At 31.8% G+C, this 26,725-nt stretch carries 26 protein-coding genes; 19 read left to right on the top strand and 7 right to left on the bottom strand.

The window, feature by feature from the left end; translation table 11 throughout:
* Positions 1–54: 54 nt before the first annotated feature.
* On the top strand, positions 55–666 hold the full coding sequence (locus IUY40_RS07565; RefSeq protein WP_195736253.1) for a hypothetical protein: 612 nt from the start codon (positions 55–57) through the stop codon (positions 664–666).
* Between the two features lie 76 nt (positions 667–742).
* Here the strand turns inward: IUY40_RS07565 and IUY40_RS07570 are convergent, their stop codons facing one another.
* The gene (locus IUY40_RS07570) at positions 743–1,792 is read right to left on the bottom strand and encodes an RluA family pseudouridine synthase (RefSeq protein WP_195736254.1); all 1,050 of its coding nucleotides are present in this window, start codon (positions 1,790–1,792) and stop codon (positions 743–745) included.
* Complete coding sequence (locus tag IUY40_RS07575; RefSeq protein WP_195736255.1) at positions 1,782–2,405, bottom strand: PASTA domain-containing protein; 624 nt, start codon at positions 2,403–2,405, stop codon at positions 1,782–1,784. The genes IUY40_RS07570 and IUY40_RS07575 overlap by 11 nt, the downstream gene beginning before the upstream one ends.
* A 382-nt stretch (positions 2,406–2,787) precedes the next feature.
* On the opposite strand from IUY40_RS07575, the gene IUY40_RS07580 reads away from it, so the two are divergent.
* The 3 genes from IUY40_RS07580 to IUY40_RS07590 all read left to right on the top strand — a co-directional run bounded on the left by IUY40_RS07580 (position 2,788) and on the right by IUY40_RS07590 (position 5,014).
* Positions 2,788–3,759, top strand: coding sequence for a D-alanine--D-alanine ligase (locus IUY40_RS07580; RefSeq protein WP_195736256.1), 972 nt, complete (start codon positions 2,788–2,790; stop codon positions 3,757–3,759).
* Positions 3,760–3,890: 131 nt separating this feature from the next.
* Positions 3,891–4,349, top strand: coding sequence for a pantetheine-phosphate adenylyltransferase (gene coaD, locus IUY40_RS07585; RefSeq protein WP_195736257.1), 459 nt, complete (start codon positions 3,891–3,893; stop codon positions 4,347–4,349).
* A gap of 86 nt (positions 4,350–4,435) precedes the next feature.
* Complete coding sequence (locus IUY40_RS07590) at positions 4,436–5,014, top strand: alkylphosphonate utilization protein (protein WP_195736258.1); 579 nt, start codon at positions 4,436–4,438, stop codon at positions 5,012–5,014.
* A gap of 133 nt (positions 5,015–5,147) precedes the next feature.
* Here the strand turns inward: IUY40_RS07590 and IUY40_RS07595 are convergent, their stop codons facing one another.
* Entirely contained in the window at positions 5,148–5,582 is a 435-nt protein-coding gene (locus IUY40_RS07595) for a hypothetical protein (RefSeq protein WP_195736259.1), read from the bottom strand.
* A 162-nt stretch (positions 5,583–5,744) separates the two neighbouring features.
* Positions 5,745–7,091 (bottom strand): DEAD/DEAH box helicase, encoded by a 1,347-nt coding sequence (locus IUY40_RS07600; protein ID WP_195736260.1) that lies wholly within the window; start codon positions 7,089–7,091, stop codon positions 5,745–5,747.
* 305 nt (positions 7,092–7,396) lie between these two features.
* Between IUY40_RS07600 and IUY40_RS07605 the strand changes: the two genes are divergently transcribed.
* Complete coding sequence (locus IUY40_RS07605; protein ID WP_195736261.1) at positions 7,397–8,449, top strand: PD-(D/E)XK nuclease family protein; 1,053 nt, start codon at positions 7,397–7,399, stop codon at positions 8,447–8,449.
* A 124-nt stretch (positions 8,450–8,573) separates the two neighbouring features.
* Here the strand turns inward: IUY40_RS07605 and IUY40_RS07610 are convergent, their stop codons facing one another.
* Positions 8,574–9,176, bottom strand: a complete 603-nt coding sequence (locus IUY40_RS07610; RefSeq protein ID WP_195736262.1) for an NUDIX domain-containing protein — start codon at positions 9,174–9,176, stop codon at positions 8,574–8,576.
* A 7-nt stretch (positions 9,177–9,183) separates the two neighbouring features.
* On the opposite strand from IUY40_RS07610, the gene pyrE reads away from it, so the two are divergent.
* A complete protein-coding gene (pyrE, locus tag IUY40_RS07615) occupies positions 9,184–9,828 on the top strand; it encodes an orotate phosphoribosyltransferase (RefSeq protein WP_195736263.1) in 645 nt (214 codons plus the stop codon).
* Positions 9,829–9,887: 59 nt separating this feature from the next.
* Positions 9,888–10,280 carry an SRPBCC family protein gene (locus IUY40_RS07620; RefSeq protein WP_039112984.1) on the top strand — a complete coding sequence of 131 codons (393 nt, stop codon included), beginning with the start codon at positions 9,888–9,890 and terminating at the stop codon, positions 10,278–10,280.
* 515 nt (positions 10,281–10,795) lie between these two features.
* Here the strand turns inward: IUY40_RS07620 and IUY40_RS07625 are convergent.
* Positions 10,796–11,524 (bottom strand): biotin--[acetyl-CoA-carboxylase] ligase, encoded by a 729-nt coding sequence (locus tag IUY40_RS07625; RefSeq protein WP_195736264.1) that lies wholly within the window; start codon positions 11,522–11,524, stop codon positions 10,796–10,798.
* 93 nt (positions 11,525–11,617) lie between these two features.
* Between IUY40_RS07625 and rsfS the strand changes: the two genes are divergently transcribed.
* From rsfS to IUY40_RS07660, 7 genes are all read left to right on the top strand, one after another.
* Complete coding sequence (rsfS, locus tag IUY40_RS07630; protein WP_195736265.1) at positions 11,618–11,989, top strand: ribosome silencing factor; 372 nt, start codon at positions 11,618–11,620, stop codon at positions 11,987–11,989.
* A 15-nt stretch (positions 11,990–12,004) separates the two neighbouring features.
* Entirely contained in the window at positions 12,005–13,930 is a 1,926-nt protein-coding gene (gene ftsH / locus IUY40_RS07635) for an ATP-dependent zinc metalloprotease FtsH (protein WP_195736266.1), read from the top strand.
* A 112-nt stretch (positions 13,931–14,042) separates the two neighbouring features.
* Positions 14,043–14,645, top strand: coding sequence for a lactate utilization protein B/C (locus tag IUY40_RS07640; RefSeq protein WP_195736267.1), 603 nt, complete (start codon positions 14,043–14,045; stop codon positions 14,643–14,645).
* 1 nt (position 14,646) lies between these two features.
* On the top strand, positions 14,647–15,534 hold the full coding sequence (locus IUY40_RS07645) for a phosphatidate cytidylyltransferase (protein ID WP_195736268.1): 888 nt from the start codon (positions 14,647–14,649) through the stop codon (positions 15,532–15,534).
* Entirely contained in the window at positions 15,524–16,177 is a 654-nt protein-coding gene (locus tag IUY40_RS07650; protein WP_195736269.1) for a phosphatidylserine decarboxylase family protein, read from the top strand. Before IUY40_RS07645 ends, IUY40_RS07650 begins: the two co-directional genes overlap by 11 nt.
* Positions 16,177–16,446, top strand: a complete 270-nt coding sequence (locus IUY40_RS07655) for an acyl-CoA-binding protein (protein WP_195736270.1) — start codon at positions 16,177–16,179, stop codon at positions 16,444–16,446. The genes IUY40_RS07650 and IUY40_RS07655 overlap by 1 nt, the downstream gene beginning before the upstream one ends.
* A gap of 7 nt (positions 16,447–16,453) precedes the next feature.
* Positions 16,454–17,245 (top strand): superoxide dismutase, encoded by a 792-nt coding sequence (locus tag IUY40_RS07660; RefSeq protein WP_195736271.1) that lies wholly within the window; start codon positions 16,454–16,456, stop codon positions 17,243–17,245.
* Between the two features lie 130 nt (positions 17,246–17,375).
* Here IUY40_RS07660 and IUY40_RS07665 read toward each other — a convergent pair whose 3' ends face one another.
* The gene (locus IUY40_RS07665; RefSeq protein WP_195736272.1) at positions 17,376–19,247 is read right to left on the bottom strand and encodes an alpha-amylase family glycosyl hydrolase; all 1,872 of its coding nucleotides are present in this window, start codon (positions 19,245–19,247) and stop codon (positions 17,376–17,378) included.
* Between the two features lie 332 nt (positions 19,248–19,579).
* Between IUY40_RS07665 and IUY40_RS07670 the strand changes: the two genes are divergently transcribed.
* The 5 genes from IUY40_RS07670 (at position 19,580) to IUY40_RS07690 (ending at position 26,628) form a co-directional block, all read left to right on the top strand.
* Positions 19,580–21,181 carry an OstA-like protein gene (locus IUY40_RS07670; protein ID WP_195736369.1) on the top strand — a complete coding sequence of 534 codons (1,602 nt, stop codon included), beginning with the start codon at positions 19,580–19,582 and terminating at the stop codon, positions 21,179–21,181.
* 122 nt (positions 21,182–21,303) lie between these two features.
* The gene (locus tag IUY40_RS07675) at positions 21,304–22,497 is read left to right on the top strand and encodes an aspartate aminotransferase family protein (protein ID WP_195736273.1); all 1,194 of its coding nucleotides are present in this window, start codon (positions 21,304–21,306) and stop codon (positions 22,495–22,497) included.
* 257 nt (positions 22,498–22,754) lie between these two features.
* Positions 22,755–24,152, top strand: coding sequence for a tetratricopeptide repeat protein (locus tag IUY40_RS07680; RefSeq protein WP_195736274.1), 1,398 nt, complete (start codon positions 22,755–22,757; stop codon positions 24,150–24,152).
* Positions 24,152–24,901 carry a shikimate dehydrogenase gene (locus IUY40_RS07685; RefSeq protein ID WP_195736275.1) on the top strand — a complete coding sequence of 250 codons (750 nt, stop codon included), beginning with the start codon at positions 24,152–24,154 and terminating at the stop codon, positions 24,899–24,901. The genes IUY40_RS07680 and IUY40_RS07685 overlap by 1 nt, the downstream gene beginning before the upstream one ends.
* A 320-nt stretch (positions 24,902–25,221) precedes the next feature.
* Entirely contained in the window at positions 25,222–26,628 is a 1,407-nt protein-coding gene (locus IUY40_RS07690; RefSeq protein ID WP_195736276.1) for a glycoside hydrolase family 1 protein, read from the top strand.
* The last annotated feature ends 97 nt before the right edge of the window (positions 26,629–26,725 follow it).

Genomic DNA, 26,725 nt, shown 5'->3' on the forward strand with positions numbered 1-26,725 from the left:
AAATCTTTTCAGCTATACCACACAATAGTAACAGCTAAATGTAACTTAAAAAAAATGAAAATTAAACATTTCACACTACTCCTATTTACTCTTTTAATTATTTCGTGCTCAGGTACAATTGCATCTCTAAAAAAAGAATATAAAATACTGCCTATTTCTCAACTAAAACCTCATTGGAATTTTGACTCAAAAGAATGGTTTCTAGATAAAGATACTTTAACCGGAATTGGAGGTGATATGCATTGGGGCGTAATAGAATCTAAAAAGAATCTTCCTAAAAATTATGAAATTACTTTTAAAGCAAATATGACCAAAGGATCTTTATTTGAGATTATGTTAAACATTGATAAAGAAAACTATATTAGAACCTATCTATATCAAATCGAACAGAATATGGTTATCGGAAGAGGTATTTACCATAAAAATAGTGATGAATATGGCAAACGTGGCGGGAAAAGTTTATTTACCAAACCAATTGAATTAGAAAACAACAAATGGTACTCCGTAAAAATCAAAGTTCAAGATAATCAATTATCATTCTCAGTAGATAACAAAACAACACTAGAATGCACTCTTGAAAAAAACAATTTGAGCCAACGAGGAAAAGTTGGGCTAATAACAAATGGAGAAGTCAAAATAACAGATTTTATAATTAAAAATCTATAACCAAAGATTATAAAATATTAAGAGCCTGTTTAAAATTTAAACAGGCTCTTAGAGATTAAGCTTTACACTTAATAACTTAATTTTCCTCTTCGCTATCAGTATTATGCGATTTAGAGTAATTTCTCCATTTTTCAATACAATCAAGAAAATCCTGCGGAAGTTCAGTATCAAAACGCATCAGTTCACCTGTTGTAGGATGAACAAAGCCTAATGTTTTGGCATGTAATGCTTGCCTAGGCAATGCTTTAAAACAATTATCAATAAACTGTTTGTATTTCGTAAACGTAGTCCCTTTTAAAATCAAATGACCACCATAACGCTCATCATTAAAAAGTGGATGACCAATATGTTTCATATGAGCACGAATCTGGTGTGTTCTACCTGTTTCAAGCTGACATGAAATTAAAGTAACATACCCAAAACGCTCTAAAACTTTATAATGCGTCACAGCTGGCTTTCCTATTTCTGGATCAGCAAAAACAGCCATTTGCATTCTGTCTTTCAAGTGTCTTGCCAGATTTCCTTCAATAGTTCCCTGCTCCTCAGCAACATTTCCCCAAACCAAAGCAATATATTCTCTTTCAGAAGTTTTAGCTTCAAATTGCTTGGCAAGATGCGTCATAGCAGCTTCAGTTTTTGCAATAACCAACAATCCCGAAGTATCCTTATCAATTCTATGAACCAATCCTGGACGTTCACTGCTATTCATTGGTAGGTTATCAAAATGATGTGCCAAAGCGTGAACCAAAGTTCCTGTATAATTTCCGTGTCCTGGATGCACAACCATTCCTGGCTCTTTATTGATTAACAACAAAGCGTCATCTTCGTAAACAATGTTTAACGGAATATCTTCTGGAATAATATGATTTTCATACGGAGGATGTGATAACATAACCGTAACTACATCAAACGCTTTTACTTTGTAATTTGATTTTACAATAATGTCATTCACAAAGATATTACCCTCTGTAGCAGCATTCTGAATCTTATTTCTGGTTGCATTTTGTATTAAGCCCATTAAATATTTGTCGATTCGCAAAGGGGCTTGCCCTTTAGGAACTTCAAATCTAAAATGCTCATATAACTCTTCTTCTAAATCTAAACTATCGGTATTATTATTGCTCATTTGCTGTTTTTTCATCTTCAGGCACTACTAGAGAATCTGCCGGTTGACTTTCATCTAAATAACTTGCTTTTCCGTCGCCCAAAACCAAATCAATTTTTGATGATTTCAGCACACGATCCCCCACTTTTAAATTTCTTCCTTTGTAACGCATCTCCAAAACCATGTCTTTCCCAAGGTTCGGGATATACGTAATTGTACCTTCTTCAAGTCCCAACGCTTTCAAGGTTGGTACTGCCTCACGATACGTTTTTTCGATCAAATCCGGAATACGAACCGATGAGAAACCTGAAGAATTTATTTTAATATAAATCTTTCTTCCCACTTTTACTTTCGTTCCTGGCAAAGGATCTTGCTCAACCACACTATATTTAGGGAAATCACTTTTGAAATCTACACTATCCAAAAGCACGTAATCCAAATCCAGACCATCCAATTTTGCTTCAACTTGCTCTTCTGTCAATTTTTTCAAATCAGGTACTTCAATTTCATGTCCATGATCAGTGGTAAATGTCAGCCAATGCATAAACAAATAACCCAAAACTGCAATAATTGCAACAGCAATTAGTATTTGCGTAAAAAAAACTCGGCTAGTTAGATACTTACGTAAACTCATAAATTTATTTTTATTTGTGGCAAAGATAAAGATTTCGTTCCAAAAAAAATGATAATTTTGTTTAATAGAAGAAAGCATCTTGATTGTCATCCTTAAGTCTTCTCTATGATATCCTAAGCAGAGTCCAAGAGTATAATTAGATGAGTAAATCATATATTTTGTTACTCTGAGCAAAGTCAAAGAGTCAGGAGCTATTTCCCGCTGTTCGCTATATCTTTTTCCATGCAAAAAAAGCATAAAAAAAGGATGCCGCTACCATCGGGGCTAAAAACATAAAACATTTTCATAACAACATGCTTAAAAAAATAAGTTCTCTGGAAAAAAAATTAAAATCAGAAAAACTTTAAACTAAAATATTTAAAACTTTAAACTAAAATTTAAAATGAAAAACATTGCAATTATCATGGGTGGATATTCTAGCGAATATCAAATATCACTAATCAGCGGAAACGTAGTATATCAATACCTTGATAAAACTAAATATAACGGTTTCCGAATTCATATTTTCAAAGAAAAATGGGTTTATGTAGATGAAAAAGATGCCGAATTCCCAATCGATAAAAATGACTTTTCGGTTACAGTAAACGGAACTAAAATCACTTTCGACTGTGTGTTCAATGCTATTCACGGAACACCAGGAGAAGACGGACTAATGCAAGCTTATTTTGAATTATTACATATTCCGCAAACCTCATGTGATTATTACCAAGCAGCGCTTACGTTCAATAAACGTGATTTACTTTCAGTTTTAAAACCATACGGAATAAAAACAGCTATTTCTTACTACCTAAACAAAGGAGATAGTATCAATACTGACGAAATTGTAAAAAAAGTAGGCTTACCATGTTTTGTAAAACCAAATAAAGCAGGTTCAAGCTTCGGAATCTCAAAAGTAAAAACTGCTGCCGAATTACCGATTTCAATAGAAATTGCTTATAAAGAGGATAACGAAATTATCATCGAAAGCTTCCTTGACGGAACCGAAGTTTCTGTTGGAGTAATTAATTACCAAGGTAAAGTTATCGTGTTACCAATAACCGAAATAGTTTCAGACAATGATTTCTTTGATTATGAAGCCAAATACCAAGGAAAATCACAAGAAATCACACCAGCTAGAATCTCAGACGAATTAACACAAAAAGTAGGTGAAGTAGCAAAACGAGCTTATGAAGTTTTAAAAATGAAAGGATTCTCAAGAAGTGAATTCATTATCGTTGATAACGAACCATATATGCTAGAAATGAACACCATTCCCGGCTTAACAACCGAAAGTCTGATTCCACAACAAGCCAAAGCAGCTGGAATATCATTAGAAGATTTGTTTACAAATTCAATTGAGTTAGCTTTGGCCTAGCCAAAAGTTGCTAAGCAACTAAGGTCCTGAGGTACTAAGATAAGAAACCCAGAATCTTAGAGCCTTAAAAAAAACCTTTGTTCTGATAGCTATCGGAACTTTGTCACCCTGAACCTTAACCTCAAAATAAAATGAGAAAAGCTATATTCCCTGGATCCTTTGATCCAATTACACTTGGACACGAAGATATCATCAAACGAGGAATTTCACTATTTGATGAAATCGTAATTGCAATTGGTGTAAATGCAGAAAAAAAATACATGTTCTCACTCGAAGAAAGAAAACGTTTTATCGAAGAAACATTCAAAAACGAACCCAAAGTAACCGTAATTACTTACGAAGGACTTACAATAGATTTATGCCATAAATTAAAGGCTCATTTTATATTAAGAGGTTTACGTAATCCAGCCGATTTCGAGTTTGAAAAAGCCATTGCACATACTAACCGAAAACTTTCTAAAATAGAAACCGTGTTTTTATTAACCGCTGCCAGCACTTCATATATCAGCTCAAGTATCGTTCGCGATGTATTACGAAATGGTGGTGAATACGAAATGTTAGTTCCAGATGCTGTTAGAGTTCAAAAATAATACAGTTAAAAAACTATCAAAAAACATAAATTTGCCTCCCTCCTAAATTATAAGTAATTTCGCATTTTCAAATAAACTATTAAAAAATGAGCATAGAAAGAGAATTAAGCAAACGTAGCGGATCAAAATGTGAACTTTGTGGTGCAACCGAGAACCTAAAAGTATATCAAGTACTACCTACTCAAAAAGGCGGAATTGATGAAAGTGTAATGGCTTGTAGTACTTGTATAGATCAAATAGAAAATCCAGATAACGCAGATTTAAATCATTGGAGATGTTTAAACGACAGTATGTGGAACGAGAATGTTGCAGTACAAGTTGTGGCTTGGAGAATGCTAAGCAGATTGCGTGCAGCTGGATGGCCACAGGAATTATTAGACATGATGTACCTAGACGAAGATACCCTAGCGTGGGCACAAGCAACTGGAGAAGGTGAAGATGATGAAAACAAAATTATTCACCGTGATAGTAACGGAGTAATCCTAGAACACGGAGATTCTGTAGTTTTAATTAAAGACTTAAAAGTAAAAGGATCTAGTATGGTTGCCAAACAAGGAACAGCTGTGCGTAATATCCGTTTAGACCATGAAAATGACGAATACATCGAAGGTAAAGTAGACGGACAACAAATTGTTATTATCACACAATACGTGAAAAAAATATAATTTTTTTAAGTTACAAAGATTCAAAGAAACAAGGCCTTGTAGCCTCCACTCTAAAACTTAAAACCCTAAAACTAAACAAAAAAGGCTATTCAAATGAATAGCCTTTTTTAGTATATAGATTTAAAAAATCTAATTATTTTTGAAACAATTTATTTACTTGGTCTTTTGTTAAAGCCTCAGAAACATTGTTTGAGTTACCTTCTTTATTCGAAACCATAAACTGAACTGTAGGTTTATCAACACTTGCAGTATAATGCAACCAAACATAATTGTTAGGTAATTCTAATTTGATATCATACAAAGGAGATGCTGTAAATCCGTTTGCGATGATATTGTAAAGATTAAGGTAATCATTATCAATATTTTTAAAAGTAAATTTTCTTAATGTATTATTTTCATCATCACTTTGAATACAATTATAAAACACAGTGTATTCATCTCCAATTTTTTGGATATAATTATTGTTTACTTTACCTAATTTTTCAACTGGTACAGTTTCAATAACTTTAATTTGAGCAAAAGATGCTAAACTTAAAAATAAAACAGTAATAGTAATAATTTTTCTCATAATATTCTTTGGGGTTTATTTATTTGATGGCGCAAACATAATAATAAAAATTTTTAACTCCTTTCTCTCACAGTTAATTTATTGGCACTAAATCCAAATTAATTTTTATAACTATCCCCCTCCTACAAAAAACAAACAAGTAACTATTTGCTATTAAATAAATTACTCCTCTTCCTTCTTAATTACTTTTCTTGCTACTTCAATTTTAAATTTTTTGCCTTTCATCTTCTCATCTTTGATGTTTTCAAGCAAATCTTTTACTTTGTTAAATTTTACAGCAGCAAACGAAATAAAATCTTTTACCTCAATTAATCCCAAATCACCTTTTTCAAGTTTTCCTTTTTGAGAAAAGAAACCAACAATATCTATTTTATTTAATTTGGTTTTCTTTCCACCGCTTATATATATTGTCTGAAATTCTGGAGGTTTAGGCAAAGTCGTAGCATTGTCAACCTTTAAAACATCCATATCATAATTAATATAGTCTAATTTTTTCTCACTTTCGTGAACAAGAATATAAGCTGTTCCCGATGTAAGCATACGAGCAGTACGACCGTTACGGTGTGTAAACTCATCTTCCTTTAATGGTAAATGATAATGAATAACATGATTCATCTCAGGAATATCAAGACCACGAGCAGCTAAATCAGTTGTAATTAAATAACTCACACTTCCATTTCTAAACTGAATCAAAGCACGCTCACGCTCATCTTGATCCATTCCGCCATGGTAGTAAGTAGCGTAAATTCCTTTTTCGTTCAGCGTATCACTAATACGTTCAGCTGCATCACGATGGTTACAGAAAATAATAGCCGATTGTGATTTTAAAGAACATATCAGATTAAACAAACTTCCTATTTTGTCTTTGGATGGAGAAACCACCATTTTCATCGAAAGATTCGATTTCTCTTCTTCCTCAGGAATAAAATCCAAAATCGTTGGATTAATTACTCTGGTGTATTTTGGAATTTCAATATCAGATGTAGCCGAAACCAACACTCGCTTATTCAATTTTGGCAATTTACCAATGATAAAAGACATTTGCTCATGAAACCCCAATTGCAATGATTTATCAAATTCATCCAAAATTAAAGTCTGAATTTTATCTAAACGGAAAGTACCTCTATCAATATGATCAGCAATTCTACCCGGAGTCCCTATTAAAACTGCAGGAGGGTTACTTAGATTCTTAATTTCTGTATCGATCGAATGACCTCCGTAACAAATATTAACTTTGTAATCGGTTCCCATTTTTTTCCAAACTTGCTCTATTTGTAATCCTAATTCTCTTGAAGGAACTAGAATTAAACATTGTACAGAAAGAATTTCAGGTTGTAGTAATTCTAAAACTGGCAACAAAAAAGCTAGTGTTTTTCCTGATCCAGTTGGAGAAAGTAATAAAACATTATTGTCATTCAGGATAGCGTCCTGAGCAACTTCTTGCATTTCGTTTAGGCTTTCGATACCTAAATTCAAAAGTATATTATTCGAATGGTGTTTCTTATTCATTTTGCAAAAGTAGTCAAAATACTTTTTGTTTAAAGTTTCAAATTTGAAATGAGAGCAGAAATACATAAAATTTAACTACAGAGCTTCAAGCCAAGTAATCCTTTTTTTTACCGCAAAGGTCGCAATGCTGTTCTTAAATCTTTGTCAAACTTTTTCAACTTTAACAAAGATAAATTTCATTTTAAACTATTACTCCCTTTTATGGTTTCCCGCAATATTAATTTACTTTAAGCTCTTATATTTGAAAAAAGAACAACATGCTTAACCTATCATCAATAATATAGTTAAATAATACAACACTTGTAATGCTAAACAATCTATATAAATTATATAATAATAATAATTTAAAAAAACCTCTTGAAGATTTCACTACGGAATCTTTTGCAGGAATTTTACGCTATGATTACCAATTATTAAATGATTTTTGTGTAAAATTTTTAAATCTTGAAGAAGAAAAATTCACAATAAAAACTCAAATAAAATATAGCCTGAAAAATGATATTAATTGTATTGTTGATGTTGTAATAGAAAGCGAAAATCAAATATGTTTTATAGAAAACAAAGTTGACTCTAAAGAAGGGCATAGACAATTAGAAAGATATTCTGAAGTCCTAAATATTTTCACAAAAGAGAATAAAAAAACATACTTATTCTACTGTACTAAAAATTTTGAAGAAAAATTAATTACAGAACATAATTTTAAACATATTAGGTGGTTTCAGATTGCCAAATTTATTGGCACATACTCTAAAAACAGTCCAATTGAACAAGATTTCTTAAAATTTTTAAAATCAAAAAAAATGACACAAAATTTAACTATCACAACTAAGGATATGTTAGTGATTGAAAACCTATTCGAAACAATTGATTTAATAAATGGTCACTTAGAGCGAGTTAAACCTCTTTTTATACAAACATTCAACAAAGGTTCAAATAGAATAAACGATGGTTTTAGTACTACTCAAATTCTACGTCATAAAAGACTAATATATCACTTTAAAGATATCATTGGAAAAGCCGATGGTTGGTCAGAAATCAAATACGGATTTCAACTAAACAACTTGAATATCTACTGTGGAATTTGGATTGATAAAAAAAACACTGAGTATATCAACTTTAGAAATCATATTCTAAATAACAACTATAATTTTAAAATTTTAGATAAACCAAATGGATTTGCAATAGAATTGAATCAGTCGTTAAATATTTATGTTAATGAAATAAATGGAGATGAAAAAATTCTTGACTGGTTCAGAGATTCTTTCAGTAAATTATTTCAAGTATTAACAGACACTAACCAACTTGATTGGAAAATAAACATCTTCTCCGACGCAAGTATTTCAACTGAAAACAATTAACCCAAACAAAATCCTGCTTGAGGGATAGCAGCTAGCTAACTGTTTTGACCCCTATAAAAAGACCCAATGAACGTAATTGCTCATTAGTTCTTTTTTTATATGGTGGCATGCCAAAATGTTTTTTCTAAGCTATTTTACTCTCTTCTTCGAATAATAATTTGATATTTTCGTAGGAGTTTTTAAGTGCTTCTTTTATTTGTACGGGATTTAACCAGGCAACTTTTTCGATTCCTTCTTCTAATTGTCCTTGTGGAGTACCTTTAAAATCGGAATGCATTTCAAACCAATGTGTAATTTTTAATTTATACTTACCATTGCGTTTAAAAACGTGATAAGTCTTCTGTAATTTGTTAATAATTGTCAATTTTCCAACTCCAGTTTCCTCTTCTACCTCTCGCATAGCGGTGTCTTCTATCTCTTCACCTTTCTCAATTCCGCCTTTAGGTAAGTCCCATTTTCCATTTCTGAAGATGAACAGTACCTCTCCTTTTTTATTATAAACAAGCCCTCCTCCTGCTTTATTCACATGGATTTTTGACTTTAACGTTTTCATAATTTCCTTCTCGTCAGGATGATATAAATAGGCTGCTTGAATTTTATTTTGGAACATTTTGACAATAATTTGTTCTATGTCAATACTTTCCAACAAGAACAATTGAAAATTAGTCTCTTTTGAGATTTCATTTGTCAAAAAAAGTGGTTTGTCGTTCACAAAAACTTTATACATTTGTACTATGATTTTTAATAAAGATACTGCCGAAAAAACAGCCGAATTGCTTTTGCAAATAAATGCAATTAAATTGAATCCAGGAAATCCTTTTACATGGGCTTCTGGATGGAAATCACCTATTTATTGTGATAACAGGCTAATTCTCTCATTTCCAAGCATCAGAAATTATGTTAGAGATGAGTTTGCTAAGAACATTGAAAAACAATTTGGTAAGCCAGATGTAATCGCTGGAGTCGCTACAGGAGCCATAGGTATTGGTATTCTTGTTGCAGAAAGCTTAGGATTACCGTTTGTATATGTTAGACCAGAACCTAAAAAACACGGAAGACAAAATCAAGTTGAAGGTTTTTTACAAAAGGGACAAAATGTTGTTGTTGTCGAAGATTTAATAAGCACAGGAAATAGTAGCTTACTTGCAGTTGAGGCTTTGCGTAATGCAGGAGCCAATATTAAAGGCATGGTTGCGATATTTACTTACGGCTTTGATGTTGCTGAAAAAAACTTTAAAGATGCAAATATCGACTTATACACATTGAGTAACTATTCGAATTTATTAAACCTTGCTGTTGCTAAAAAATACATTCCCGAAGAAGATTTAATTACCTTACAGGAATGGAACATAAACCCAGCTGCTTGGAAACAAGAATAATTTTTTTAATTTTTAAAATAAAAATTTTCTGATTTTTCAGAATAAAAACACAAATAAATATGAACTTAGAAAGTCCAAAAGTTACTGTTCAGAAGTCAGCTCAAGAATTATTTGATTTATTGAGTGATGTGAAAAATTTTGAAAAATTAATGCCCGATAACATTGCTAAATTTGAAGTAATTGGCGAAGACGCTTTTATTTTTGGTTTGAAAGGAATGCCAGAAATAAAATTAAAAATGAAAGAAAAAACAGCTCCAAGCAAAATTGTTTTGGGTGCTGCAAGCGACAAATTACCATTTACATTGGTATCTAACATCGAAACAGTTTCAGACACTTCTAGTGCTGTAAAACTTGATTTTGAAGGAGAATTCAATCCGATGATGGCAATGATGATAAAAGGACCTATTGGAAAATTTATTGAAACTCTTGCCAATAATATGACAAAGCTTTAATGATTATTAATTATAAATTAAAAAAAGTCCGATTTAGTAAAGCTAAATCGGACTTTTTGTTTAAACCCATGACTAAAAAACCTTAACCTTAGTGACTTTATAAATAAAACTCATCATTGAAAAATTACAATTCGGTAATGAAATTTATACAAAACTAAATTAAAACCTAAAAACGCTATTTTTTCTGTAACAATGATTCCTTAAGAAATATAATGCCAATGAAATAATATTAACAACTGAATATTATTTACTTTCTTTGGCAGATTTGGGTTCTACATGACAGTTTAGTTAAGGGTTTTATTTATTTTAGAAACCTTTCAAGAAAATAATAACTAGTTATTTATTCATACATATAGAAAAAATGATGGGAGAATTGATAACCAAAACAATAGTCCTTCTCGTCGCTGGATATTGTTTTGCACACAGTACGCAAATTTCTAATTATTCTATTAAACTGTGATAAAAGAATTAAACCTTAGCCTATAAAACTTTGCATCACTGAACCTAAATAACTTCTAATAAAGCATCTGTATTTCCTTAATTTCAAATTCTGACACTGAATCGTCTTCCAATAAAACTTTTAATTTTCCTATTGGAGAAACCCCTTGTATAATCCCCATAAAATTTTGATTGTCTAAATTTTTAAAAGGCATTGGAACTCCTTTTCTAAACAATTTATTAAAATATTCATCCCAAAATAGGGCAGATTGCTCTTCCCAAAGTGAAATTTTCTCTTTCATTTTCTCAACAATCAAAATAACAAGCTCATCTTTGTTAAATTCAGTGTTACAAATAACGGCAAGTGAAGAAGCATTTGGCAGATTTTGGAAATTTATCTGATTAACATTTAATCCCAATCCAACTACTGACACGATGCTACCATCGCTTTTGAGCGTATTTTCTATCAAAATACCACCTAGCTTCTTATTATATGACATAATGTCGTTTGGCCATTTAATACTTAAATCAGGAATATTTAATTCTTCTAAAGTTTTTATTACTGATAATGAAATAATAATATTTAAATTAAAAAACTGCTCATTATTAAGTAAGAAATCCTTAACCAACACGCTCATTATTAAATTCTTACCTACATCAGAGCGCCATACAGCTCCCATCTGCCCTTTCCCTTTTGTTTGATTTTCAGCAGTAACAACTGTAAAATTCTCAGGTTCCTGTTGACTACTTAATGATTTTAAGAACTCATTCGTTGAATCTATGGCATCGAGTTTGATTAGTTTCATCTAAATAATTTATATAACTTAATTTAATATTTTGTTAAGGTTCAAAAATAATCACAAAAATTGATAACTTTACAAACTCATATAAAATAATTCATGGCGAAAAAGACTGTTAATAATGATGTTCTGTTAGCGAACATAATCAAAGGAATCGAAGAAGTAAAAGGAAATGATATTAATATCTTGGACTTAAGAGAAATAGACGCAGCAGTTTGCGATTATTTCATCATTTGCAACGGAAATTCGAATACCCAAGTTAACGCCATAGTAGGCTCAATTCAAAAAACTGTATCAAAAGAACTAAAAGACAAACCATGGCATGTAGAAGGAACCGATAACGCAGAATGGGTTCTTATTGATTACGTGCATATTGTTGTTCATGTATTTCAAAAACACATTCGAGAATATTATAATATCGAGAGTCTTTGGGGTGATGCCAAAATAACTACAATCGAAAACAAATACTAAAGAAACTTTCTTCAAATGGCTAAAGATAACAAACCAACCCCGAGTAAATTTAAAATAAGTCCTTGGTTAATTTATACCGCAATACTTTTAATATTTTTATTTATAAGTTTTGCTACCGGAGGATCAAGTTTACAAGAGCCGGCACAATTAACCTCTTCTAAATTCAATGATTTTTTAGAAAAAGGACAAATTGATAAAGTAATTGTATACAATAAAGCTGAAGCTGAAGTATATCTTAATGCTGCTGCACTTAAGGATCCAGCACAAAAAAAAGTATCTAAAGATATATTTGACAGACCAAATAAAGGTCCGCACTATACTTTAGAAATTGGTAACGATCAGATTTTTCAAACTAAATTAGAAAAAGCAGTTGCCGAAGGAAAATTGAAAGATTATAATTTTGTACAAAAAAATAACTGGACCGACATTTTAGTTGGTTTACTACCAATAATTATTCTTATTGGAGTTTGGATTTTCATTATGAGAAAAATGTCAGGTGGCGCAGGCGGCGGTGGCGGACAAATTTTTAATATTGGAAAATCGAAAGCGAAACTTTTTGATGAAAAAACAGATATTAAAACTACATTTAAAGATGTAGCTGGTTTAGAAGGAGCTAAAGAAGAAATACAAGAAATTGTAGAATTCTTGAAAAACCCTGAAAAGTACACTAACTTAGGAGGTAAAATCCCTAAAGGTGCTTTACTGGTAGGGCCTCCTGGAACAGGAAAAACATTATTAGCCAAAGCTGTAGCTGGCGAAGCACAAGTACCATTCTTCTCATTATCAGGTTCTGATTTTGTTGAAATGTTTGTAGGTGTCGGAGCTTCACGTGTACGTGATTTGTTTAAACAAGCCAAAGAAAAATCTCCAGCTATCATCTTTATTGATGAAATAGATGCTGTAGGTAGAGCACGTGGAAAAAGCAATATGTCAGGCGGTAATGACGAAAGAGAAAATACATTGAACCAATTACTAACAGAAATGGATGGTTTTGGAACAAACTCTAACGTAATTGTACTAGCTGCAACAAACCGAGCCGATGTTTTAGACAAAGCTTTAATGCGTGCAGGTCGTTTTGACAGACAAATCTTTGTAGACTTACCAGATATCCGTGAAAGAGCAGAAATCTTCCAAGTACACTTAGCTCCTTTGAAAAAAGTAGAAGGTCTAGATTTAGATTTCCTTGCAAAACAAACTCCAGGATTTTCAGGAGCAGATATTGCAAACGTATGCAACGAGGCTGCATTAATTGCCGCAAGAAACAACAAAACTGCTGTAGACAGACAAGATTTTCTTGATGCTGTAGATAGAATTGTAGGTGGTTTAGAAAAGAAAAACAAAATTATTACTCCAGAAGAGAAAAAAGCAATTGCTATTCACGAAGCTGGACATGCTACAGTAAGTTGGATGTTGGAACATGCAGCACCGCTTATTAAGGTAACAATTGTTCCTCGTGGACAAAGCTTAGGAGCTGCTTGGTATCTACCAGAAGAGAGACAAATCGTGAGAACAGACCAAATGCTAGACGAAATGTGTGCTACTATGGGCGGAAGAGCTGCTGAAAAAGTAACTTTTGACAGAATTTCGACTGGTGCATTAAGTGATTTAGAAAAAGTTACACGTCAAGCTCGTGCTATGGTAACGATTTACGGATTGAATGAAAAAATCGGAAATGTTACTTATTATGATTCAACAGGACAAAGTGAATATAACTTCTCAAAACCGTATTCTGATGAGACTGCAAAAATTATTGACCAAGAAATTTCAGAACTAATTGAGGGTCAATACCAAAGAGCTATCAAAATATTAGAAGAAAACAAAGATAAGTTAAACCAACTTGCTGAAATTTTAATTGAAAAAGAGGTGATTTTTAAAGATGACCTAGAAACAATTTTCGGAAAACGTACGTTTGACAAAAATCTAGAAGAAGTAGTTTCGTAATACTACCCAAATAATATAATTATTTTTAAAATCTTAATTCAAAAGCCACTTTTGAATTAAGATTTTTTTATCTTTGAACGTTTTCAATTAACACGTAAAGCATTTCACAATAATGAGTTTTTTTAAAAAATTATTTGGTTCTAGCCATGATGCGTCTGATGAAGAGAATCAAAGTGAATATAGCAATTCACTTCCTGACAATCCTATTTCTATAGATGAGCAATTCATTTTTAATTTTAAAAAAAATGGAGGTAAATTTTTATATTGTGAAAACACTCAGGAAGTAACGGAACAATTTGAAAATATCTTAGAAGAAAATGATTGGTTTGAAAGTGAAGTTTCATGTTTTGAACCAGCTTTATTTCATTTACTTGAAGAAAATAAATTAATTTATCAAAGCCCAACTAGCCCTAAATTTTTATTAGCCAGTTGCGAAAACTTAATCGCAGAAGAAGGGTCTATATTATTTTCATCAAAACAAATTAAACAAAACAAACCAAATGAGTTGCCTGCTAACATTGTTATCATTGCAACTACAAGTCAAATTCTTACTACAAAAAGTGATGGACTAAGTGCTATTAAACATAAGTACGAAAGAGACTACCCTACCAATATTACCACTATAAAATATTTCGAAAAAGCAAAAGAAGAAGATTTTACGCAATACGGAAGTGTTGCTAAGAACCTGTACTTATTGCTCTTAGAAGATCTATAATATGAATGAAACCCTCAAGAGAGCTCTTTCAGGGGCAGTTTATATAGTATTACTATTAACGTCTATCCTGTTTTCAACGGAAAGTTTCATCATACTTTTCGGTGTTTTCCTAATTATTGCAACTTATGAGTTTTGCAATCTAGCCAACATCAATAAAATATTTTCACTTTTATTTGTTTCGCTATTTTATTCAACTGTTTCGCTACTTAGCTTTTACAAAAATGAAACTGAAAACTATATCAATAAATTTTTAAAAGAAGATATTAAATTCACTATAAATATAGATCAACTAAACACTGTATTACTAGTAATTACATTACTTATATCTGTAAAATGTATTGTATTCTTATTTGATGATACGCAAGCTATAAGCAGAACATCTAAATACATCTACTTAATAGGATACATTACACTACCCTTTATTTTCATTACCAAAATTTCATTTGGAGTTAAAGATTATAATCCTAAAATTATTATTGGATTATTCATTCTTATATGGACTAATGACACCTTTGCTTATTTGGTCGGAAAGTCTATTGGAAAACATAAATTATTTGAACGTATTTCACCCAAAAAAACCATAGAAGGATTTCTTGGCGGAATCATTTTTGCTTGTTTTGCAGGCTTTTTAATTTCAAAATTATATATCAAACCAAACCCTAATTTTAGTGATAAATCTATTTTAATATGGACTATTATCGCTTTAATCGTTGGTGTTTTTGGTACTATCGGTGATTTAATTGAATCAAAGTTTAAAAGAATTGCCGGAGTTAAAGATAGCGGAACAATAATGCCTGGCCATGGAGGTGTTTTAGATCGATTAGATAGTGTTATATTTGTAGCACCAATTGTATTTTTATTTTATCAAATTTTAAATTATGTTTCATAAAGAAGGAACCCAATCCATTTTATTAGGCACTATATTCGTTAGTGTTGTGCTTTTATTAACTGATCATTTTATTGATACCAATTGGATCAAAATACTTATTCAGATTAGTGCACTATTATTACTAATCATCATCTTGCAGTTTTTTAGAAACCCAAAGAGAACTGTAATTAAAGACATCAATCAAATTCTTGCTCCAGTTGATGGTAAAGTTGTTGTGATTGAAGAAGTTTACGAAGGAGAATATTTTAAAGACAAACGTCTGCAAATTTCAATTTTTATGTCACCTATAAATGTACACGTAACTCGTTATGCATTAGACGGAATTGTAAAATTTAGCAAATACCACCCAGGTAAATTCTTAGTTGCATGGCATCCAAAAGCGAGTGAGGAAAACGAAAGAACTACTGTTGTGATCGAAAACAAATCTTTCGGAGAGGTTCTATACAGACAAATTGCAGGAGCTTTGGCTCGTCGAATTGTAAATTACGCACAAGAAGGAACGCAAGTAGAACAAGGTACTGATGCTGGTTTTATTAAATTTGGATCAAGAGTAGATATCTTCTTACCTTTAGGTACTCCTATTAATGTAGTATTAAACCAAAAAGCAATTGGTGGTAAAACAATTATTGCTACAAAAGCTTAATGATAGAAAAAGATTTAGACATACGATTTTTAGAGGCTGTCGAAATTGCTTCCAAAATGACGCAAGCCTCACTGCCACAAGATGTGCAATTGAGGCTGTATGCTTTTTATAAACAAGCAACTTTTGGAACTGCAAAATACAGCCAATCTGAAAATTTTGATCTACGAAATGCATTTAAAACAAATGCATGGATTCAAATTAGCCATTTAAGTATAGATGAAGCTAAAGAAAACTATATAGAAATCATTAATTCACTAATAACTAAATAGATATTTTATGAAAAAATATGGTATTCAATTTTCGTTTTTTATCTTGATTTCACTTACGATTCTTTCATGTAATGACAACAATAAGCTTACTGAAGTAGTAGAAGTTCCGCTGCCTTCGAAAGATGAAAAAATAATAATTGGCAGCCCAGATGAAGTAAAAGCAAACCCTGGAGCTTTTCAGCTTGAAAAACTTCCGTATCCTTATAATGCTTTAGCTCCAAATATCAGATCATTAACGCTAGAAACACATTACTCAAAACATTATTTAAGCTACACAAACAATCTAAATAAAGCCATTGCCAATACCGATTATGTTAATATGACAATTGAGCAAATCTTAGGTAAACTAGATTTAAATGATGCTAAACTTCGTAATAACGCTGGTGGATACTACAATCATTCCCTTTACTGGAAATGCATGACTCCAAAACCAGAATCTGAGCAAGCTACAGATACATTGGCAAGCGCTATGAATAAAGAATTTGGCTCGTATGCTAATTTCAAATCATTATTTAAAAGTGAAGCAAGCAAACAATTTGGCTCAGGATGGGTTTGGCTAGTTGTTGATAAAGCTGGAAAACTTCAGATAACAACAACTGAAAATCAGGATAATCCATTAATGAGAAATGCATCAATTCCTGGAACTCCAATTTTGGCTCTGGACTTATGGGAACATGCCTATTATCTGGATTATCAAAATAGAAAAAATAGCTATGTCGATGCTTTTTTCAATGTTATTAATTGGGGAAAAATAAACGAAAATTATAAAATAGCACTAACCAAGACCAATAAAACCTGAAAAAAGTGATACAAAAATGAACTGCCCCCAAAAAGTCAAACACTATTTGGGGGCAGTTTTTATGAATTATAACTCACAAAATAAGGTTTTCTAGATCAGTTTAGATAAGCTTTAAACCTATTTAGATTTATTATTTCACTTCATAAATAAATGATTCAGATGGCGCTACTTTAACCTTAGCATATCCTTCACCTTTTATTACCTTCAGTTTTATTTTGTCTTTTAAATACAACTGATCTGTTAGCATATAAATCCCATCTTTCAAATTCCATTTTGAAATAACATCAACAGGAATTTTTAATTCAAATATACTCGTTTTATCTGCAGAAAAATTAACAGCAATAATTAGTTTTTGATTATCTGACCAACGTACATATGAATAAATACCAGCATCATATCCAGTTGTTTCATTTCTATTTACAGTTTGAATTTCTTGAAATTGCCCCATTAACGCAGGACTTTTTATAGAAAAATTCAATAATCGTTTGTAAAAATCACGTAAATTCTTTTCAGATTGAGTAAGCTGTCCTCCATCAAACTTACCGTTGTTCATCCATCGCTGGTGATTAGGTACCCCAATATAATCAAAAATAGATGTTCTCGAAGGCTTGCCAAATCCAGCATCTTCATTTCCAGCCTCTCCTACTTCTTGCCCAAAATAAACCATCGTTGGCGAAGTACTTATTGTAGTAGAAACAACCATTAATGGTTTTCCTTTTTCTGGAGTTCCTGCAAATTCAGAATTTGCCAAACGTTGTTCATCATGATTATCTAAAAAATGCAACATATTATGTTCGATATCAGCCATATTATGTTGAATCCTTGAAAGTTCATCTGGAGATGATTTCCCTTTAATTATATCTTTCAGTTTATCATACGTTTCAACCTTATCATATAAGTAATCCATTTTACCCAAATGAATATAGTTACGGTATTCATTTGGATTATATACCTCGGCAAGTAAAAAAGCATTTGGATTCTTAGTTTTCACAGCAGAGTTCATATAACTCCAAAATTCATATGGAACCATTTCAGCCATATCATAACGAAAGCCATCAACACCTTTAGAAATCCAGTATAATGCAATCGATTTAAATTTTTTCCAAGAATCAGGAACATCTTTATCCTTCCAAAAATCATAATGTTCTTGAAATGATTTTTTATCAAAACCAGCAGGCAATTCAGGAAAATCTTTAGAACCATCGGGACGAATACCATAATTTACTTTAACCGTTTCATACCAGTCATTTAGATCAGGTTTTGCTTTACTAGAACCGTTACCAGTCCATTTTGCAGGATTTTCATCAAATTTACCATCTACAAGTAAATTTTTCTCGCCATTTAATGGAACATCATTATCTGGAATTTGGAATGACGTATTTGGTATATAATAAAAATTGTTATCTCGCTTATACTCAACAGTCACATCATCATTAGTGCCAAAATCATTTACCCCTTCAGGATTGTTTTTCCCTTCATACTTTCGAGCAATATGATTCGGAACAATATCAATAATCACTTTTAAACCTGCCTTATGCGTACGAGCAATCAAAGCCTCAAATTCCTGCAGGCGATTCGCTGGATTAACTGCCAAATCAGGATTTACATTATAATAATCCTTTACAGCATATGGTGATCCAGCTCTGCCTTTAATCACTTCAGGATCATCATTCGAAATTCCATATGCAGTATAATCACGAACCAAAGCATGATGCGGAACACCTGTATACCAAATATAGGTAGCTCCTAAATCTTTAATTTCATGTAGTGCTTTATCAGTAAAATCATTAAACTTACCTATTCCATTTTCTTCAATAGTTCCCCAAGGTTTGTTAGTTGTGTTTTTATTTCCAAATAAACGAGTAAAAACCTGATAAACTACCACTTTATTCTCAGGAACAATTTCCTTTTTGTCTGTATTTAATTTTATATCCTTTGTTTTACATGCAGTAACCAAAACCATTGCGGTAATTCCTGCCACAAGAACTCGTGCTTTTATCATATTTTTTATAATCTGATTTTATTAATTTTTAATACCAAAATGCATTATTGATCTTTTAAATTTAATCTATTTTTTAAGACCCAAAATCTTAGATTAAAATTTAACTAAAAAAATGCTTCTAATACCAACACTACAACGTGTTAGTACGATTATTTGTTGATAACTTAAAAATAGTAACATCTGAAATTTAAGTGTACTTTTGAATTATAAATAAATCCTAATATCTGTTAAGGTTGTTTCCTTTTTCATAAATTTGACAAAAATTTAATCAATTGAAGAAATCACTCTTTTTCATATATAGTTGCTTGCTTGTAATAAGTGTAAATTTAGGAATGGCACAAGCTCCAAAAATCATCAACATCGAACATTCTGATTTTGTAGACAGGAATGAAATCGAAATGCCAGGTGCTCTTTTACTTACTGGAAATGTTAAAATAAACCACGATGGTGTAGTTTTAACATGTAACAAAGCCTATTTGTTTCAGGGAGAAAATTACTTAAAAGCATTTGGAAATGTACAAATAGTACAGGGAGACACTTTATTTCTAAATAGTAAATATGCTGAGTATAGCGGTAATTCAAAAAAAGCATTTGCAACAGGAAATCCTGTTATGAGTTCACCGGACGCAACATTACAAACAGATACGATTAACTTTGACAGAAACGTTCAGGAAGTATATTATAATTCTAGAGGAACAATCATAAACAAAGAAAATACTTTAGAAAGCAAATCTGGAAGATATTATGTAGCCGAAAAAAAGTTTAAATTCTTAACAGCAGTTACAGTTACCAACCCAAAATGCATTATAAAATCAAACCATTTAGATTATTACAGTAATTCAGGCCATTCCTATTTATTTGGACCATCTACCATAACTAGTAAAACCGATTATATTTATACGGAAAAAGGATTTTATGACACTAAAAAAAATCTAGCACATTTTCTGCGAAAATCATATATACGTTATGATGACCGGTTAATAGAAGGAGATAGTTTGTATTACGACCGAAACAAAGATTTTGCTTCGGCAACAAGAAATGTAAAGATTACCGACTCAATAAATCGAGGAATCGTAAAAGGACATTACGCCGAAATATACAAACAAAAAGATTCTATGTTTGTAACCAAGAGAGCGGTAGCAATCAACTTCGTTGAAAACGATTCGGTTTATATACACGGAAAAAGACTAATGGTTACAGGTAAAGAAGGAGATAGAATTATACGCGGTTTTAATAATGTTCGGTTTTTTAAAACAGATATGAGCGGAAAGTGCGATTCAATACATTCAAGCAGCAAAACAGCTTTAACAAAACTAATAGGAAACCCAATACTCTGGAACGGTGAGAGCCAGATAACTGGAGATATCATGCATCTTATTGGTGATAACAATACCCAGAAACTTGACTCACTCAAAGTACTCAATAATACCTTTATTATTTCTAAAGATACCTTGGGAACTGGCTATAACCAAGTCAAGGGATTAAATTTATATGGAAAATTCAAAGAAGGAAAACTACACGATGTAGATGTCATAAAAAATACCGAAGTAGTTTATTATATGCGTAATGACGCCAATGAACTTATCGGAATCAATAAAAATGTAAGTAGTAAAATTAATCTTATTTTAGAAAACAATGGCATTGAAACCATTACATTCTTCAATCAGGTTGATGGAGACATCTTCCCAGAAGCCGAATTACCCGAAAACGCACGAAAACTACGAGGAATGAATTGGCGAGGAGAAGAAAAGATAAAATCCAAAGACGATATTTTCACAAAAGAAGAAAATGAAGAGAATGAAAAATTAGTTCAAGAAGGGAAAGATGATAATGCAAAAGAAAATGTTCCTATGAAAATAAGAAAAGAAACCCTTAATTACGATAAAAAGAAATCAGCAGCAAAACCTGCAAAAGCAGCTAAGCCAAATAAATAGTATATAATACTCTCAATTTAGAGCATTCAGCCTCAGTTTTCAGTAAAATAACAACAGTTTAAAACATTAAACTAGAAAACCTTTGAGCCTTAGTACCTCAGTAACTTAGAACCTTAAAAAGAATGAATCAAGATTTTATAAAATACCAAGCACAAACTTCACCTTATCCTTTAGGGATGGAAGTTTCGCACGCCATAGGATCCTACATATACGACACCAATAATAAAAAATATTTAGATTTCGTAGCAGGTGTTTCAGCCTGTACACTAGGTCACCAACATCCAAGAGTAAATCAAGCTATAAAAGACCAATTAGACAAATATTCACACGTAATGGTTTACGGAGAATATTCGCAAAGCCCAGCTGTAGAATATTGCAAACTAATGGCTTCTCTCCTACCCGAGTCTCTAAATAAAACTTATTTAGTAAATTCAGGAACAGAAGCAATCGAAGGTGCTTTAAAACTAGCCCGAAGAACAACAGGACGCAGTCAGTTAATATCATGTCATAACGCCTACCATGGCAACACAATGGGATCAATGAGCGTTATGGGATTCGAAGAACGCAAACAAGCCTTTAGACCTTTAATCCCTGATGTAGATTTTATAACCTTCAATAACGAAGAAGATTTACAAAAAATAACTACTAAAACTGCCGGAATTATTTTAGAAACAATTCAGGGAGGAGCAGGATTTATAGAACCTCATGACAACTTTTTACAAAAAGTACGTAAACGCTGCGACGAAGTTGGTGCCATGATGATAGTAGACGAAATTCAGCCAGGGTTTGGAAGAACTGGAAAATTATTTGGATTCCAGAATTACGATGTCGTTCCCGATATCGTCGTTATGGGAAAAGGAATGGGAGGTGGAATGCCAGTAGGAGCATTTACAGCTTCGGCAGAAAAAATGGACTTACTTACCGAAAACCCAAAACTGGGACATATCACTACATTTGGAGGACACCCTGTCATTGCGTCAGCCTGTTTGGCAACTTTGAAGGAAATTACCGAAACAAACCTAATGCCCGAAACATTAGAAAAAGAAAAGCTAATTAGAACACTTTTGGTACATCCTTTGATTAAGGAAGTTAGAGGAAGAGGATTAATGCTCGCGATCATGACTGAAAGTGCCGAAATAACAAATGAAGTTATTTTAACCTGTCAAGACAAAGGGCTCATATTATTCTGGTTACTGTTTGAAGGATGTGCTGTACGCATTACACCTCCATTAACAATTTCTGATGAAGAAATAAGAGAAGGTTGTGCCATCATCCTAAATGTAATGGATGAAATTTTAAACAAAAAGAATAATTAGAAGCGATTCCGCTTTATCTTTTGTTTTTTTAAAGAATAAAAATAAAGGATATTGCTTCTATCTGGGCTAAAGCATATCGTTGACAACAAAATATTTAGGAATTCAAATACATTCAGTTTTATTAAAACTCATATAAAAACTGATCGCAGATACTGCAAATATTGTTAATTAAATTGTTCACAACAATTCCTTCTTTCCCCACATAACAAAAACATGTTACCTAATTTTATAAAAGGCTAATATCAAAAAAATAAAGTATGCAATTAAGCAACGAAGAAGAAGATTATAACCTATCCCTATCCAAATTTGAGTCGATGTTAAAAACTAACAAAGTACTCTTTTTTGATTCAGAAGAATTTGAAGAAATTATCCTTCATTATCTGGACATGGGTAAGGCTAATTTAGCAAAGAAAGCTTTAAAACTTGCATTAGACCAACATCCAAAATCTACAGGCTTAAAATTAGTACAAGTAGAGATGCTAGTGTATGACGACAAACTCGAAATAGCAGAAAAGCTTTTAAACGAGTTATACGCAATTGAACCCAACAACGAGGAAATTTATATTCAAAAGGCAAATATCTATTCTAAGAGAGACCAACACGAAAAAGCAGTCGAGCTGCTTAAAATCGCCTTAAAACATACAGATGATTTTGCTGATGTATATAATTTAATCGGTATGGAATATCTTTTTATGGACAATCTTGAAATGGCAAAAGATAGCTTTATCAAATGTCTTGAAGAAGATCTAGAAGACCAATCGGCCTTATACAACGTAGTATATTGTTTTGAGTTTTTAGACCAAAATCAAGAAGCTATTACCTATTTAAACAAATACATAAATAAAAACCCATATAGTGAAATCGCTTGGCACCAATTAGGACGCTTGCATTATGGTATAAAAGAATACGAAAGTGCCATTCGCGCTTTTGATTATGCAACTCTAATCGACGATGAGTTCCTAGGAGCTTTTATGGAAAAAGCCAAAGCATTTGAGCGTTTAAAAAAATATGCCGAAGCAATAGAAAGCTACAACCGTACCATCGAACTTGATGATGCAACTTCGTATGCATTATTAAGAATTGGAAAATGTTACGAAAAACTAGGAAACAAAGCGTTAGCATTAAAGTACTACAATAAAACAGTTCATGAAGACCCGCTTTTAGACAAAGGATGGATTGCTATAACTGATTTTTATGTACGTCAGAAAAACTACCAAAAAGCATTGTTTTTTGTAAACAAAGCGTTAGCTATAGACAATCAAAACCGTTTATACTGGAAACGTTATGCAACGATAAACAAACAAATGAACTTTTTTGAAGAAGCAGAGTTTGGCTACCGAAAAGCAGTAGAATTTGGTGATTACGCACTTGATACTTGGTTGTTTTGGGTAGATATCCTTCAGTTCTTGGGCGAATTTGAAAGCGCAATTCAAACATTATTGCAAGCAACTGAATATTTTCCAGAAGAAAACGAAGTCGAATATCGTTTGGCCGGACTATATTTTATGGTACAGGAAAATACAAAAGCTAAATTCCATTTAAGTAATGGATTACGATTAAATTTTGATAATTACATCTTAATCGAAGACTTATTTCCAGTAGTTTGGACAAAAAAAATGGTACAAAACTATATTACAAAACATAAAAAACAATAATGATTCATATTTTAAAGAGGCGTTTCGGCTTGTTAGGAAAAAACATTAGTTACTCTTTCTCAAAAGGTTATTTTACTGAAAAATTCAACGATGAACATTTTAAAGGATGTAGTTATGAAAATTTTGATATTCCAGAGATTAACCATTTTGCAGCGTTGATAAAAAATAATCCTGATTTAAAAGGATTAAACGTAACAATACCTTACAAAGAACAAATACTACCTTTTTTAGATAAACTGTCAAAAAAAGCTACATTAATCGGTGCTGTAAACACTATTAAGTTTACCAAAAAAGGAAAACTAAAAGGATACAACACCGATTATTATGGCTTTAAAAAATCCTTAAAACCTTTATTGAAATCACACCATAAGAAAGCCTTGATTTTAGGTACAGGCGGTGCTTCTAAAGGTGTTGCTTACGCATTAGATGAATTAGGAATTTTATACACATTTGTTTCACGCGAAGCCAAAGAAAATATTATTGATTATAATTTAATCAATGCTACAACATTTGATAATTACCAAATTATAATTAACAGCACACCAGTTGGAACAAGCCCTAATACAGAAGCTTATCCAGCTATTCCATATGAGTTTTTTACAAAAAAACACATTGCTTTCGATTTAATCTATAATCCCGAAGAAACTACTTTTCTCAAAAAAGCAAAAGAAAACGGAGCCGTGATAAAAAATGGATACGATATGCTTATTTTTCAAGCCGAAAAAGCTTGGAAAATCTGGAATAAATAGATTTATAAAAACAGCATAATAAGACCCCAATTTCTACACGATTGTGGTCTTATTTATTTACTGTTATTTCACAATATATCTCACCTATTTGAACGCGGATTAAACAGGTTAACTTTAGTGAAGATATTTATAAAAACGAATTATTAAGAATAACAAATAAAAGCCGTTTTTATAAATGTCCTTTTTTACTCGACTGTGGTAAACTCAACATAACAAACAGTCCATTAATTACTATTTTTTTAATACTAAAATAACACTATAAAATAATCACTTAAGCTTAATATTCTAGCTTTGTTTTAATTAAAACATATAAACAAAGTATGACTGTATTTTTAAAAGTGCTTGTTATTATTATAATTCTATACCTACTAATAATTATTTATCTCTCCATCAAACATCCTGTAATAAGTTGGGATTGGGCTAAGAAAAACACCAATGATTTAAACTTTCCAAAAGATTTTCATTGGGGAACCGCTACAGCAGCACATCAAGTAGAGGGCGGTCATACAAATAGTAACTGGTCCTGGTGGGAAAATCAAAAAAATGAAAAGGGTAAACCACGAATTGATAACGGAGATAAAGCTGGTCTAGCAACAGATCATTGGAACCTGTATCTAAAAGATATCGAACTCATGCAGGAATTAGGCGTAAATGCCTATCGTTTCTCTTTATCCTGGAGCAAAATAAACCCTGAGAAAGGAAAATTTGATCACGATGCTATACAACATTACTCAGATGTAATTGATGCCTTATTAGCTAAGAAAATCACTCCAAACATAACATTACATCATTTTGAAGAACCACTATGGTTTATGAAAAAAGGTGGATTTGAAATAGAAGAAAACATTGCTTACTTTCAATTATTCGTAAAAACAGTATTCGAAAAATACAGCGATAGAGTTACCTATTGGACAACATTTAATGAAATTAATGTTTATACAAATCTGGCTTTTATGTCAGACATTTTTCCTCCTGGCAAAAAGAACTCTAAAATTGCAGGAACAGTACTAAGAAACATACTAATTGCCCATACACAAGCTTATAAAATGATGAAAAGCTTATCAAATGGCAAGGAATCACAAATAGGTATCGTAAAAGATATTTTTTTCTTTGAACCTAAAAACAGATGGAACCTACTCGATTGGATTGGAGCTTTGGTAGCTAATGATAATTTTAATAATTCATCATTAAACTTCTTCGAAACTGGAAAGTATCATTTTGGAGTACCATTTCAAGCCAATGAAAATTATTTTGATAAAGATGCCCCAAACACAATAGACTTCATGGGGCTAAATTATTACTCACATTATGCCACAACATTTAAATTCATTGAACACGAAAAAATGTTTTCACCAGTAGCTGGTGAAGAGATGACTGATATGGATTATACAGTTTACCCCGAAGGAATCTATAGGGCAATTAAACGAATGTCACGAATCAAGAAGCCAATAATCATCACAGAAACAGGTATTGCCGATGCCAAAGACAACAAAAGAGGCGTTTTTATCGAAAGAGAACTATTTGCCATTTCAGAAGCTATAAAAGACGGATATGACGTAAGAGGATATTATTATTGGTCCTTAATTGATAATTTTGAATGGAGTTTAGGATACGATAAAAAATTCGGGTTATATGCTGTAAATCTTAAAACACAGGAAAGAAAATTAAAAAATGGAGGGAAACATTATCAGGCAATTGTAAAACGATTTTCAAATAAAAAAAATTGATAAAAGTAAGTTTAAGCAAAAAAACTAGAGTATTTTAAATATTAAGCAGTATTCACAATCACTTTTACAACCTCATAAACAAGCAATTAACAAGAGC

Origin of the sequence: Flavobacterium sp. ALJ2, from assembly GCF_015594725.1 — a bacterium.
Lineage (GTDB): Bacteria > Bacteroidota > Bacteroidia > Flavobacteriales > Flavobacteriaceae > Flavobacterium.